The sequence below is a fragment of the Candidatus Neomarinimicrobiota bacterium genome (genome assembly GCA_016784545.1).
GTDB lineage: Bacteria > Fidelibacterota > UBA8477 > UBA8477 > JABMPR01 > JABMPR01.
This window is the reverse complement of sequence record JADHUM010000053.1, coordinates 1-13,660: the sequence shown is the minus strand read 5'-3', so window position 1 is coordinate 13,660 and position 13,660 is coordinate 1. Positions and strand designations below refer to the sequence as shown.

Sequence of the window (13,660 nt, the reverse complement as noted above, 5' to 3'; positions counted from 1 at the left end):
TTGTTACTGTGGAATGAAACAATATTGCTGGCAACTAAAGGACAGATATGTAAGAGACCATCTGGTTCGACATTATTGAAGCTTGAGTCATTCCTGTTTTAAAGCTTATTATTCAATTCGTTCACCTGAAAGGCCTTTTATTTCAAAATTCCCCAATCGGTAATCCATACCCGTCAGGTCGTAGTTCGAAGAAGGTAGACTGATTCATTAATCAATGCGGTTCCCCGCCTACGCCACATTTCGATGGGTCTCTGCTCCAGCCGGGGTCGGTCCTGAACATTAGCTCCCTGCCAACTGGGGCATCAGTGCTGAGGCAAAACTCAGGACAAAAAAGAATCCACACATGTCAGTTACAGTTGTTAGCAGGGGACTTGAAACCAGGGCCGGGTCAAGCTTCATACGCCTTAGCAACAATGGCAACATCCCACCCAACATGACCGATACCACCGTATTTGCCGCCAGCGCACTACCCACAACAAGCCCTAACCAAGGGCTGCCGTTCCAGACCAAGGCCACACCAGCCAGGAGCAATCCCAGCACCAGACCATTAATAAGACCAACTTTGATCTCCTTCCCCAGCACCCATAGAATTTCACCAGGACGCACAAGTCCCAGCGCTAATTCACGCATGGATACGGCCACTGCCTGATTGCCGGAACAGCCGCTCATATCACTTACCATGGGTAAAAATACGGCCAAGGCAATGACTGCTGCAAGGGTATCCTGATACATTGCAATGACGCTGGCAGCCAGGATGTTTAGGACGATGTTCAAGCTTAACCATGACAATCTCCTGCCGGAGCGATTGAGCAAAGGCATTGTTCGGAATTCTTCACCGCCTATAATTCCACTTAATTTTAGAAAGGTTCGGGTTTTCTGTTTGCTCACCGCTTCCTCTATGGCGGCAGGCAGGACAACACCAACCAGACGACGATTATCCTCCACAACAGGTACGCCGAACAAATGATGTTCTTCGAAGAATTCATGCAATTCACGCAGATTGGCCTGAACTGAGACACTCAGCGGGGACTTTAGCATGGTGTCCTTTAACAAGGTATCGCGGGCAGGAAAAAGCAGGTCGTTCAAACGCACGACCCCGGCCAGCCTGCGATCACTGTCAACCACATAAAAATACTGAACATGATAGTTGGCGTATTTGATCCGATTTTCCTGAAGATCATCCAGAACATTCTGAATGGTATTGGTGGTTCGATACACCAGAAACTCAGAGATCATGAGCCCACCGGCACAATCAGGATCATACGTTAAAAGCTGGCGAGCCTCATTGGCCTCACGTCGGTGCATCTTGGAGAGGATCGCTTGACTGACGTCCTCATCCATCTCCGCTAGAATATCCGCCTGATGATCGCTGGACATTTCCTCGATAATCGCTGCCGCCTGTTTAGAGGTCATTTCCTCAACCAGGTCCGCGGCTTGAGTATCCGAGATTTCCTCGATCATCACGGCAGCATCTTCAGCACTTAATAGATCAAATAGCTGTATACGTTCAGATTCTGAGAGACGCGAAATAGCCCGCGCTGTGTCAGAGGGACTGAGTAATTCGATATAATCTGTAACGGCCGCGCTATCCCTGGTCTTTAACAGTTCAGCCAGCGTTTGTGCCGGGATCAATATTTCTTCCATGGTTGCCTCCAGAATCTTTTTGAAAAGTAGCCACCTACACTCCGGTAGCAGGAAACATTCTTGTGCATGAACATCGTAGGGGTAACACGCTCATGAAGTATGTTATTAGCAAGATAATCTACCGACTGCCAGAGCTCAGAACAGCTCAAATAAAACAATTCAACGGTATAAAACTGAATGACTTGCACAGCGATGGAAAAGCTTCCAGACCTTCAGGCAAACTGAAGAAAGCGGACTAAACCAAGATCGCTTGGAAATTCAGCATTCGTTAATCGATATTGAAACCCGCAGTAGGAGGGTCAATTTTAAAGATGGTTCCCCGCCCACGCTCCTCGCTCTGCTGTTGGCGTGTGCTTAGCTTCGGTGGATAAATATTGCCCAAGTCTCGACTCTGTATTACCAGAATGATAGAATCCCTTGTGGCACAATGAACTTTGGAATAAGTCTCGAAGAGTGACCTTAGAGGATCTGACATAATAGCGTGAGCACTCAGGACTCTTAACTGAATCCTGAAGGCCCAGGCAAGATGAAATAAGCTGAGAACCAGCGCTTCGCTAGAGTCCCTGTGACAGTGGTCTAGTTATTTTTTGTCTGTTGGCTTCTTGGTCGCTGGTTTTTTTGTTGCCGGCTTTTTAGCTACAGGTTTTTTAGCAACTGGCTTCTTGGCAACTGGCTTTTTTGCTACAGGTTTCTTTGGCTCGGGGTCTTTCTGCGGCGTCTTTACCTGCTTTGCGGTTCTCAACAGGCCCCACTGGGTAAGTACTGCGCGCCAGTCCGGGCACACCATTGGCCTTTTACCAAAACGCACACGCCACAAGCTGTAAGACAGTCCAATGAGTATGAGGATCAGCACAGTCACGAGGCGCTGTGTCCGGATCAAACGCTGCGTGATAACCTGTAAATCAGCATCTCGCTGATCAAGCGTCTGTTGAACACTTGCAAGCTCCGACCTAATTTCAACCAAACGATATTCGGCTTGTTCTGCTCGATCTGCAGCCTCCTGGATTTTCGCTTCAGTTAGCCCAGTATCTACTATATCCTCCTCCAGCAGAACAGGATCTGCAGTCTCGCACGCGCTGATTGACAGTAGAAAACTGCCAATGATTAACATTTGAATCCAAAATGCAGGTCGTTGTATCTTTTTCATGGTATCCCCCTTATTCCTGGTCGCCATTATTATTGTTTGCTTCTTCTTTAAACTCATCTAATTCTCTGAAATCCTGTAGAAATTCAATGACGGCATCCTTTTTACCAAGCAGGACAATCCTATCATCAAGCTCTATACGAGTATCGCCATCAGGAATTATCACAGTGCCATCCCGGATCACCAGCCCGGCCAAAACCTCATCTGGAATATCAATTTCCATGAGTGTTTTGCCGCATACCGGGGAATTCTCCAAAACCTGGACGTATTCCAAAGAACCACCGGCGTTGTCCAGGGCTTCCTTGAATTCACGTAAATGAGTCACGGTGATGGACTGCTCCTCGTATTTGGCCATGAGTGAAGCGAGTTCAGCTTCTTTCTCTTCCAGATCTGGCTGCATGGAGCGTAAAGCTTCAATCTGTTCCTGGAGCGGGACGGAAAGATCTCCGCTATCACCCTTAGCCTGTTGACTGAACAAATCCCCACCAAGATTGGTGAAAGCATCGCGTATTTGAGTTTGCAGCATTTCGACTTCAGCCTGCAATCTGCTGAGATCGGATGCATCTACGGATGAATGTACCAGGTCTGCACCAAAGCCCACCGACTCCTTGATCTTCTCCCATAATTCCATCAGAAAATCTCCCTAATTAATATTAATATTCTCAGCCACGCGCTAACCCCTGGCCACAATCAAATATTATTTCCGTCAAGCCAAAAAACGTTTATTCAAAGGTGGTCCTCTGAACGAATAATAATATAGCAGGTGTACTCCCCGTCACCTCAGTTAATCGTCAAGACAAAACAAGCATTCATGGTTTTGACGGCCGAGTTTGTCATACCAGGTTCCCAGCAAATTCACCTGCATTATGAACAAAAATGGAAGTTTTAAAGCCACTGGCCAGCTCATCAAGCTTTTGAGCAACCTCAGCTTCTGTTCCAGCTTTGGGTGGCATAATACCAAGAAAAACAATATCCGATTCTCCGCTATTCTCATGCATGATGTCGTTGATGGATTTATCAGGGGGCCTGATGATAACCTCCATGGCGGCATCGATCCGTGAAGCAGGCACCAGTTTGCGTAGACTATTCATCATGGCAGTGCGTTCTTTTTTATTCTCAACAATGGATCGAACGGTAATCTGAGCGTCTCTCCACTGGGCATTCATACTGAGCAGATAGGCCAGCAAAAGCATCAAATCCCCATTATTCTGTAATCCTCGCCACCAGATATCAATACGCATCTCCCGGCCCGGTTCATGAGCCCAATTCAGACGACTGATGATGGTACTGCGACCTGTACGTGCAACCAGACCCATGATGCGAAGCATGGATTCCAATCGCTCAGGCTTGTTGGACCAGCCAAACATGACAGTGTTGGATTGCAGCCCGGCCATACCGTTGGCCTGAACCACATCGATGACACCCTGTTCATAATCTGCCACCACATCCACTTCACTGAATGCCACCAGTCCCTCCACTTCCAGCATCTGGTCCATTTCCTGACGCAGAATTACAGGGTCAATCTCCTTTTCATCGAGTGTGCCCACCACCAGTTGACATGCTGTAACCATACCGCGGTTCTGGTTGAACCAGTTTGCCAATCTGACCAGGCCAAGGCGTTTTGAGGTGTCACCAACAAAGAGCAGAATGTGTGGTCGCCAGTTGCGAGGATCGCTGCGATGGTTGCGTAGTTTGAGCAGTGAAAACCGGGCCAGAGCTACCCAAACACCAGCACGTACATCGCCCCAGCGTTTTTTTAGCGTCTGTCGGCGTAAGAATGAATACAGCATCAGCTCTAATGTGATGGCGGCTATGCAGGCCAGGGGATTAATGAGAAACATCACCAGCATGGCACCGAAAGAGCCCAGCAGGGATACATACCATGGAATCCTGATCCTGGGCCGAAAGGATGGATCGCCTGCGAGCATCTCCAGTGCAGCGCTAAGATTGATCGTGACGTAAAGCGTGAGAAACAGAATGGTTACAAATTGGGCAACTGCATTCAACTCCCCGAGCAAAACAGCCACCAGCGCCAGAGCACCGCTCACCCATGTGGCGAGAGTTGGTTGACCTGTCTTTGATAGTCGTGTGAACATCTTGGGTGCAAGACCGTCAGTTGCCAGGGCTTGCAGGACGCGTGGCCCGCTGAGAACACTTCCAAAGGCAGACGAGAGGATGGCGCCCCAGACACCCGGTAAAACCAGCCAGGCCCCCAATACAGCCAAATGCACCCACACGATACCGGGCTGTGATAATTCAGCCATACTAACCTGGGCGGTAATGGATAGGAGAACCAAAATAAACGAGTAAGCAATCACCCCTGTTATGATGGCGAGGATGGTTCCGCTGGGAATTGATCGCTGGGGATCCTTCAGGTCACCACTCATCCCAATACCAGCAGTAAATCCCGTTACTGCAGGGAAGAAGACGGCAAAAACGTACCAGAAACCTTCTGGCGCTGAACGAAAGGTAGCACTCAGCTCAGGCGTGCGGATATCTCCGAATAGGACGCCAATGGCCAGAGCTAAAATGGATAGCCCCACAGCAAGCATGATAGGGATCTGAAGTTTCAAGGCCAGACCGGCGCTACGGCCAGCAACCAATGTAATGCAGACGATGATACCGGCTGCGATCATCTGGATGAGGCCAGGTGTAACTGCCCCCCAACTAGCTGGCCAGAAGGCCACAATCGATTCTGCCAATCCGAAACTATAGAAAGTGATACTCAAGGTGCGGCACAGGAAGAGCGGTATTCCAATTGCGCCACCCAGTTCCAGTCCCAGACTACGCGAAATGATAAAATACTCGCCACCCACGCCCACCCGCATGTTTGTGGCCACCGCGGAAGCACTCAAACCAGTGATAAAGGTAATTGCAGTAGATAGCAACAGTACCAGTAGTGTCAATGGCAATCCAAGATTACCCACAACCCATCCGAACCGCAGATACATGATCAATCCTAGAATAGTCAACACACTGGGCGTATAAACACCCAGAAAAGTGCCAAATTTTTCTTTCGGTTTCCGGGTCTCTGAACTTGAAGATTTTTTAGAATTTTTGAGCATGATTGGGATCTTATAACATAGTTAAAAGTTAAGTATCTCGACAGTTCGCAGTTTAAAAGAACATCTTGTTGGGACTCATGCAACCATCAGATAGAATAGTGTACAGATCTGTCACTGATTGTGGCATTCGCAGTGTCTGCATGAGTATAATTTGAATTCTATTTGTACCAAAAACTAGTGCTTTAACATTCAGGGGTATGTGGGGTAATACTGCTGAACGGTTTTGGCAGGATTTAAGCTACGGTTGCATAAATGCCTGTCCAGTAGTGGTCCACAGGACAAAAATGGATCGGCGGTTCTAAGTATCTTTGTAAAGATTTGTTCATGGTCCCAGGCCTTATCGAGACTCAGCCTGGGACGTGATAGTGGCTCACCGGGGACATAATAGGTCCGCCAGTAAAATGATGGGCAGTCCCTGGAAACCTGGCTAGTCAAAAGATGAATACCAGCCGCTTTGTCGCCGCAGCTAGTCACCGGGAGTGGTGGAAGTGCTACTTCTCCTTGTACTTCGGATCAGGAATCAGGATTATTTCCACCCGACGGTTCCATTTTCGTCCCTTGGCAGTAGAGTTCTTGGCGACAGGATGATAGGAACCCATGCCAACCGCCCGCAGTTTTTTCCCGGGAATATTGGCCTTTTCATTCAGATACTTTACAATATTACTGGCCCTGGCACTGGAAAGATCCCAGTTCGTGGCGTAGGTTTTCTGCAGTTTCGGATGAATCGGCACATTATCCGTATGTCCTTCAACCCGAATAATCTTGCCTATGGAGTTCTTCAATACCCCACCGACTCTATTAAGGATTTGCTCCCCTTCTTTCGAGATGTTGGCTTTGCCAGAGGGAAACAAAACTTTATCCACAATGGATATGGACAATTTGGACTCAACCATTTTGATTTTGACCTGGCCTTGATCTATCTCCTTCCTAAGATCCTGAAGCAAGGAATCATAGCTCAGCTTAACCTTTTCAACTTCCTGAGCCATGAGAGACTCAGATTGATTCAGGGCGTCTCCCATGGTTTGTATCTTCAGATCTAAATTTTCAATCTTTTTTTCTGCATCTTGCCCATCGCTCCACAAATAAATTGTGGAACCGGTCATTCCCAGGGCCAAAACCATCAGTACAATTAACGTTATTTTCATGGGCTCCTCCCTTGATTGTCTCAGACAATCTTGATATGCAATAATATATTGAAATTTTGGATAGGTTGGTCAATTTCCGCACCCCACATAAATATAATTCTTCGATTGGGATACACAGGTAACTCAGTCATTTAAATTAGAATTTTGAGGTTCAGGGCTTATTATTGGAGTTGCAGCCAGGCAGAATTATACATAGTATTTTGATTGTGGAAATATCAGTTGGGCAATAGATAAGGGTAAAAATCAAGCGATATACGGCACTATTAGGGAACACGGATAAGAGAAGTTGATTTCTTCAATATTCTCCAATCGTTAATTGAGATTCGTTATTCATAATGGTCCAATATAGGCTGTCCCACCATAGGTGAACCCCTCGACAAGTCACAACGTCCTCTCGATGAGGTAAACTTACTGACCGTCTGGATTCCTGGCCAGTTGCACTTCTGCCCACCAGGGACCGGAAGCGAGACCATAGTATCCATAATCTGCATAGACAGAGCTCCAGGAAGCCAGGGATGTGTATTTCGCCAAAGTCAGAAAGCCAACCCCTATTTTGCCTCCCTTTTTGGGATGATGTTTCATGGCCGCCATGGGAAGACTTGCTTCCAGGAACCAGGTGTCTCCATCGAAAGAGCTAAAAACTGCCCCCCGATACTTGAAGGGTTGAATATTACCGCGGCCATCTGAAATTTTAATTGGAATACGACCATTGAGAGTCTGGTGCATATGTGCAGCAAGGAGTGGCTTTAATTTGCTTGCCGCCATTTTATGTGGGTCGATTATTTCAGGATCCGATGCTTCAAAACGCAAACCATAACGACCCGTGTTTCCTCCCTTTGAATCAAGGATAATGGCAAAACCTCCAAAGGCAGCCTGGCGAATTACCTTTTGATCATGTGTGCTGAAGGCGAGATAAAGTGTTTCATCATGATTCTTCACGGCAAAAGCAACAGAGCTTTCGTCAGGGAAGCCCCAAAGTCCAGCCCAATCCTCATCATAGCCATCTATCTCGACGTAGCCCTGGTACCAACCGCTTGTCATAACCAAACCTGCCGTGCAACCTAGGACCAAAGCCATGATAACGAGTACTGGAAAAAGGTGGGTGTATTTTTTGATTCTTGCTAACAAAATGCGCTCCTTGGATATATTGATTCAAATTATTACGTGGTGAGTGTTATCCCATACTTATTTCGACACACGATGGGGTGTATCTGCTTCCGGGGGCAAATCTTACCAAGTCGATTGGATCACAATTAACTTCATTCTTCATTACTTTGGTCTAATATTCATTCATTAAAATTGCCACTGGCTGGAGTGTCAAAGTTTGTACCTAAGTGTGATGTTCACCATAAAGGAGTAAAAAGATGCACATGGATCCCATACTACCCATTATCGCTGGGGTTGCATTTGCAATTCTTATTCTAGGGCTGGTCCTCAACAAAATGAAACAACCCCAGATCATCGGCTATATAGTCGTTGGAGTTATTCTTGGTCCCCATGTTTTGGATGTGATCCACGACCTGGAAGTTATGAACCGGATGGGTTCGGTGGGAGTGTTGCTGCTGCTGTTTTTTGTCGGTATGGAAGTCTCGCTTCCCCGATTACTGAAAAATTGGCGGGTAGTTATTCTTGGCACTATTCTCCAAATTGTGCTCAGCGTTTTAGTTGTCCTGATCATTGGACATTTTGTCAACTGGCCAATCGGTCGAAGTATTCTGCTGGGTTTTGTTATCAGTCTCAGCAGCACGGCTGTCGTGATCAAGATTCTCCAGGAATGGAAGCAGTTGGATAGTGAGATCGGGAGAGATGTGCTGGGTATTCTTCTGGTTCAGGATATGGCCATCATTCCCATGCTGATCATAATAAATATCTTTGGAGGCAAGACCCCCAGCGCTTTTGATATTGGTTTACAACTAATTGGGGGCGTCCTGATGATCGCTCTGCTGGTATTCATACTCAAACGCGGCCAAATAAAACTTCCCCTCTCCAAGCTCTTAAAACAGGATCATGAACTGCAGGTGTTTTTCGCCCTTGTGATCTGTCTGGGTATGGCGCTCATAACAGATCTATTTCAACTGTCTACTGCCTTAGGTGCATTTTTGGCAGGAATACTTATATCCTCGGCCAAGGAGACCGACTGGGTTCATCGCGTACTGGAACCCTTTCACGTTGTCTTTCTGTCCTTCTTTTTTGTCTCTATTGGTTTTCTGCTCGACCTGCAATTTCTAGCAGACAACTTCAGAATAATTCTTCTTCTCGCAGGGGCAGCGTTCATCATCAACACCTTTATTAACGCATTTATTTTGCGCATCTTCAGTATTAGCTGGCCAAGAAGTTTGTATACGGGTGCTATTTTGGCTCAAATTGGCGAATTCAGTTTTGTTTTGGCTGCAGTGGGTTGGCAGGTCAAGATGATTTCAGAAACCGGTTATCAATTGTCTCTCGCAGTAATTTCAGTAACCTTGTTGCTTAGTCCACTCTGGATAATAAGCTTCCGCCGTTTAACCAGGCAATAAATGGCAATCCATGGTCTCCATTTTTTAAAAAAGGGATAAAATGAAAAAAATATTCGAACACTTAAAAAAAATATGCTCTGCGCGGGTTGATTACTCTCATCCCAGCTACCATTACGTATTTCGTCATCAGCTTTGTCTACTTTGGTATCGATAAGCGCATGATGTCCATGTTGGAAAACAGGTTGGGGTTTAGTATACCAGGTATGGGTATTGTGATCTTGATCGCTGTACTATATCTCACAGGCCTTGCAGTCAGCAATGTGATTGGTAGGGGTTCCGTCAATATTTTGGAGAAAGCTTTTCAAAAACTACCCCTGATCCGGACAACATACCGGGTTGGTCAACAGTTATCCAGTGCCCTGTCACTACCCCAAAACCAGCTTTTTAAAAGGGCTGTATTAATCAATTATCTCAAACCAGGGATTTGGACCGTTGGGTTTGTTACAGGTTCAGTCATCGATACCAGGCATGAAGGTGAAACCCTTTTAAAAGTATTTGTACCCACCCCTCCTATACCCACCAGCGGTACCATGGTCCTGGTGAGAGAATCAGATACTCGAGATCCGGGCTGGAGTATTGAAGAATCCTTGCAAACCGTCATTTCAGGGGGTTTAATTGGACCTGCTCAGATATAATTACACTGAGATTTTCGGGAAATACAGGCCACTTAGGAGCTGTCGGATATGATGAATTTCGTCCACTTGCAAATAATGACCAAGAAGAGAACCACAAGCTGAATCGGCGTGTGGAAATCGTCATCGATCCTCACTTTCCAATACTTATAGAAACGTCGGTGGATCAGTAATTTCAGGACCTACAGTATATTTATTATGCAGGGCACATGAAACCTAGGGTAAATTTCTATGTCGACCTGGTCTACGCTGTCTGTCGATCTTGGGTCTACAATTCTCCTTTGCATAAAAACTTGAATATAGGCTTTGTGAAATAATAGGCGTAAGACAATTTATTGTCAATATATTCTCTGTGCAATCTTAAGGAGCATCTTGTAATGGAGCAGTGGTTGGAAGTTTGGTGGTTTGCGTATATAGTTCTTCCTGTTTTAATATTTATGGCCCGGATTCTTGATGTCAGCCTGGGTACTATTCGAATTCTTTTTGTTGCGAGAGGTATCAAAAATCTAGCCGCAATATTGGGCTTTTTTGAGGTGTTCATCTGGCTGCTTGTCATTTCAAGTATCATGAAGAATCTAGCATCACCTTTCTATTATCTATTTTATGCAGGTGGATTTGCGGCTGGCAACTATGTCGGCATGACCATTGAGCGTAAACTCACTATCGGGAAAGTAGCAATAAGGGTAATTACTCGAGATAATTCAGATGCTCTCCTGGCCTATTTCCGCGAGAAGGGTTTTGGGATTACCATTGTTGATGCACAGGGTTCAAGAGGACCGGTTAGAATTTTGTACAGTATAATCGAACGAGGTAATCTTGAAACTGTAGTTGAGGAAGTAAAACGATTTAACCCGAGGGCTTTCTATTTAGTGGATGATGTGAAAACCGTTTCGGATGGAAATTTTCCTCTTCGTTCTCAAAATGAAGGTAATATCACGAACAAAATGTTTAGATCATCAACGTTGAGGAAGGGAAAGTGAGTAGCTGATGCACGCATACTCTAGTGATAGCAAATTTTTCCTTTTAAAAGCCCCTTATATCCAAACAATTTTGTGGTTAATTCTTGCTAGAGTGAAATGGTCAAGAGCTAGTTGTTCATCCCCATCAGGAAGAACAATTCAACCATTTTCTGCTTTATACTGTGCAAAACAAATACGTATCCGATGAAAACATACCAATCATGCCATATAGAATTTGCGATTGAAACCGTGGTTTATGTGTATTTGGTAAATCCTTTTAACCCATTCAACAAAAATTTCCTCTGGGAGTGTTAGTGGGAATCGCAGCAGACATTTCAATTATAGTCATCGCCGGTTTAATCGGTGGCTTGATTGCACAACAGCTCAAACAACCCTTGATATTGGGTTACATTCTTGCTGGAATTTTAGTCGGACCTTTCAGCCCTGGAATCGGGATCACTGATATTCATAATATTGAATTATTGGCTGAAATCGGTGTGGCACTTTTACTATTTACAATTGGACTCGAATTTTCTCTCAAAGACTTAAAGCCCGTTCGTTACATAGCTCTGCTAGGAACACCACTTCAAATCCTGCTCACCATGGGATTTGGATATGTGCTGGGTCGGTTTTTCGGTTTTGATTCAAATGAGTCGATCTGGTTGGGGGCACTTATTTCCCTGTCCAGTACCATGGTGATTATCAAGACCCTCTCAAATCAGAGGCGACTTGGGACGCTTTCAAGTCGGGTAATGATTGGTATCCTTCTAGTTCAGGATTTGGCCATTGTGCCGTTGATGATCATTTTGCCCCAATTAAGCAGTCCTGAACATAGTTTTGCCAATCTCGGTTGGGCTGTACTCCGAGCAACTATTTTTTTAACTGGAATGATAGTTCTTGGTACACGAATCATGCCCAGATTCATGAAGTTCATCGCAATCTCTAACTCCCGGGAGCTGTTTCTCCTGGCAGTTACGGCCATGGGACTCGGTATTGGATATGGCACCTACCTATTTGGCTTATCCTTCGCACTGGGCGCCTTTGTTGCGGGGCTAGTGTTGAATCAATCAGAATACGCACACAAGGCCCTGTCAGATATCATTTCAATAAGAGATCTATTTGCCTTACTTTTCTTTGTATCAGTGGGGATGCTATTTGACCCCCTCCATTTTATAGATAACTGGAAAACCGTGGTGTTATTCATTTTATTGATCTCTATTGGCAAAGCCTTGATATTTCTGATGATTACACCCCTGTTTAAATACCATAACATCATCCCGATAGCAGTTAGTCTAGGACTTTTCCAGGTAGGCGAATTTAGTTTTGTGCTTGCCAGGGTTGGTCAGAGTACTCATTCAATTAGTAATGAACTTTATGCGCTTGTTCTAAACGTAGCCATCGTCACCATGGTATTAACCCCCACAATTTCAGGTTTCACTGCTCCTCTCTATTCACTCCTGAGGAAAAAATTCAAATACGAGGATCACCAACGCCTTAATTTTCCCAAGGGTAGTTTACATGATCATGTGGTTATCGCTGGAGCTGGGAATGTGGGGCAGTATATCGCCCAGATATTGAGTCGTTTAGGTCGGAAATTCGTCCTGATCGAATTAGATTTCAGAAAGGTTGAGCAGGTAAAGAAATTAAAATACTCTGTCATTTACGGTGATGCCAGCCAGCCCATCGTCCTGAATGCTGCCAGGGTCGATTCTGCAAGACTACTGATAATAACCACTCCAGCCCATGCGACTACCATGGCCATCGTCAACCATATGCATCAAATTAACCCAAACTTGCATATGGTGGCACGGGCTGAGGGTCGTGAACAGATAGAGAATTTAGCTAAAAGTGGTGTTTATGAGGTGGTTATGCCAAATTTTGAAGCCAGCTTGGAGATCACCAGACAAGCCCTTCTTCATCTAGATCTCCCTCCAGGAGTAATCATGAAATACACAGATTCTATTCGCCACGAACTCTATGCGTCCCGGTATGTAAAACGGAATGAACAAACTGTTTTAAAACAATTAATGGATGCAGCGCATTTATTGGATCTTTCCTGGGTGACCTTGGCAAAAGGGAGCAGTTTACTTGAGAAAACCATTCGGGAATCCGCAATTCGGAGTGTGACCGGAGTTACTGTAGTTGGCCTGATGAGAGATGGTGTGGTATTTCCCAATCCAGAAGGTGATACATGTTTTGAACAGGGAGACATGCTAGCTATTATGGGTGATATCCATCAAATTGCAGCCTTTAAAAACTTAGCGGAGGGCGAGCAGAATTGAGAATACCAGGAACATTTTTGCAAATCTCGAAGAACGGGTCTCAGGTACCTTGTAAATCCTTATTCTTCAAACACTCATATTTAAGATAGATTAGTAATATGATAGCTATCTTTTCATTTCTTATCATTCTCACACTTTCATTGATTGTAACACGCATTGCTGCCATCGCTTTGAGTGTTACAGGAGTGTCCAGCGAAACAGCTCAGTTTCAAGCTCGATCTGCTTTTACTGGAGTTGGTTTTACGACGACTGAATCTGAATCCATACTTAAGC

12 protein-coding genes are annotated in these 13,660 nt (G+C 45.3%); 6 read left to right on the top strand and 6 right to left on the bottom strand.

Annotation, left to right across the window (positions count from 1 at the left end):
• Positions 1 to 279 precede the first annotated feature (279 nt).
• On the bottom strand, positions 280 to 1,644 hold the full coding sequence (gene mgtE / locus ISR87_12065) for a magnesium transporter (GenBank protein MBL7026182.1): 1,365 nt from the start codon (positions 1,642 to 1,644) through the stop codon (positions 280 to 282).
• A 62-nt stretch (positions 1,645 to 1,706) separates the two neighbouring features.
• On the opposite strand from mgtE, the gene ISR87_12060 reads away from it, so the two are divergent.
• On the top strand, positions 1,707 to 1,883 hold the full coding sequence (locus ISR87_12060; protein ID MBL7026181.1) for a hypothetical protein: 177 nt from the start codon (positions 1,707 to 1,709) through the stop codon (positions 1,881 to 1,883).
• 341 nt (positions 1,884 to 2,224) lie between these two features.
• On the opposite strand, the gene ISR87_12055 is transcribed toward ISR87_12060, so the two are convergent.
• The 5 genes from ISR87_12055 to ISR87_12035 all read right to left on the bottom strand — a co-directional run bounded on the left by ISR87_12055 (position 2,225) and on the right by ISR87_12035 (position 8,126).
• Positions 2,225 to 2,791 (bottom strand): hypothetical protein, encoded by a 567-nt coding sequence (locus ISR87_12055; protein MBL7026180.1) that lies wholly within the window; start codon positions 2,789 to 2,791, stop codon positions 2,225 to 2,227.
• Between the two features lie 10 nt (positions 2,792 to 2,801).
• Entirely contained in the window at positions 2,802 to 3,419 is a 618-nt protein-coding gene (locus ISR87_12050) for a hypothetical protein (GenBank protein ID MBL7026179.1), read from the bottom strand.
• Positions 3,420 to 3,621: 202 nt separating this feature from the next.
• Positions 3,622 to 5,853 (bottom strand): amino acid permease, encoded by a 2,232-nt coding sequence (locus ISR87_12045; GenBank protein ID MBL7026178.1) that lies wholly within the window; start codon positions 5,851 to 5,853, stop codon positions 3,622 to 3,624.
• 491 nt (positions 5,854 to 6,344) lie between these two features.
• A complete protein-coding gene (locus tag ISR87_12040) occupies positions 6,345 to 6,998 on the bottom strand; it encodes a flagellar motor protein MotB (protein MBL7026177.1) in 654 nt (217 codons plus the stop codon).
• Positions 6,999 to 7,406: 408 nt separating this feature from the next.
• On the bottom strand, positions 7,407 to 8,126 hold the full coding sequence (locus ISR87_12035; protein MBL7026176.1) for a hypothetical protein: 720 nt from the start codon (positions 8,124 to 8,126) through the stop codon (positions 7,407 to 7,409).
• 242 nt (positions 8,127 to 8,368) lie between these two features.
• On the opposite strand from ISR87_12035, the gene ISR87_12030 reads away from it, so the two are divergent.
• From ISR87_12030 to ISR87_12010, 5 genes are all read left to right on the top strand, one after another.
• The gene (locus ISR87_12030) at positions 8,369 to 9,514 is read left to right on the top strand and encodes a cation:proton antiporter (GenBank protein ID MBL7026175.1); all 1,146 of its coding nucleotides are present in this window, start codon (positions 8,369 to 8,371) and stop codon (positions 9,512 to 9,514) included.
• An 86-nt stretch (positions 9,515 to 9,600) separates the two neighbouring features.
• On the top strand, positions 9,601 to 10,149 hold the full coding sequence (locus ISR87_12025) for a DUF502 domain-containing protein (protein ID MBL7026174.1): 549 nt from the start codon (positions 9,601 to 9,603) through the stop codon (positions 10,147 to 10,149).
• 374 nt (positions 10,150 to 10,523) lie between these two features.
• Positions 10,524 to 11,126: a DUF2179 domain-containing protein gene (locus ISR87_12020; GenBank protein MBL7026173.1), complete on the top strand. Its 603-nt coding sequence runs from the start codon at positions 10,524 to 10,526 to the stop codon at positions 11,124 to 11,126.
• Between the two features lie 293 nt (positions 11,127 to 11,419).
• Positions 11,420 to 13,387 carry a cation:proton antiporter gene (locus tag ISR87_12015; protein MBL7026172.1) on the top strand — a complete coding sequence of 656 codons (1,968 nt, stop codon included), beginning with the start codon at positions 11,420 to 11,422 and terminating at the stop codon, positions 13,385 to 13,387.
• A gap of 98 nt (positions 13,388 to 13,485) precedes the next feature.
• Positions 13,486 to 13,660 (top strand): potassium transporter TrkA (locus ISR87_12010; protein ID MBL7026171.1); only part of this gene is annotated, 175 nt, incomplete at its 3' end.

Excerpts from the sequence above, each read along its gene's own strand:
- mgtE (MBL7026182.1), bottom strand. The coding sequence starts at position 1,644 with ATGGAAGAAATATTGATCCCGGCACAAACGCTGGCTGAACTGTTAAAG.
- ISR87_12055 (MBL7026180.1), bottom strand. The coding sequence starts at position 2,791 with ATGAAAAAGATACAACGACCTGCATTTTGGATTCAAATGTTAATCATT.
- ISR87_12050 (MBL7026179.1), bottom strand. The coding sequence starts at position 3,419 with ATGGAATTATGGGAGAAGATCAAGGAGTCGGTGGGCTTTGGTGCAGAC.
- ISR87_12045 (MBL7026178.1), bottom strand. The coding sequence starts at position 5,853 with ATGCTCAAAAATTCTAAAAAATCTTCAAGTTCAGAGACCCGGAAACCG.
- ISR87_12040 (MBL7026177.1), bottom strand. The coding sequence starts at position 6,998 with ATGAAAATAACGTTAATTGTACTGATGGTTTTGGCCCTGGGAATGACC.
- ISR87_12030 (MBL7026175.1), top strand. The coding sequence starts at position 8,369 with ATGGATCCCATACTACCCATTATCGCTGGGGTTGCATTTGCAATTCTT.
- ISR87_12020 (MBL7026173.1), top strand. The coding sequence starts at position 10,524 with ATGGAGCAGTGGTTGGAAGTTTGGTGGTTTGCGTATATAGTTCTTCCT.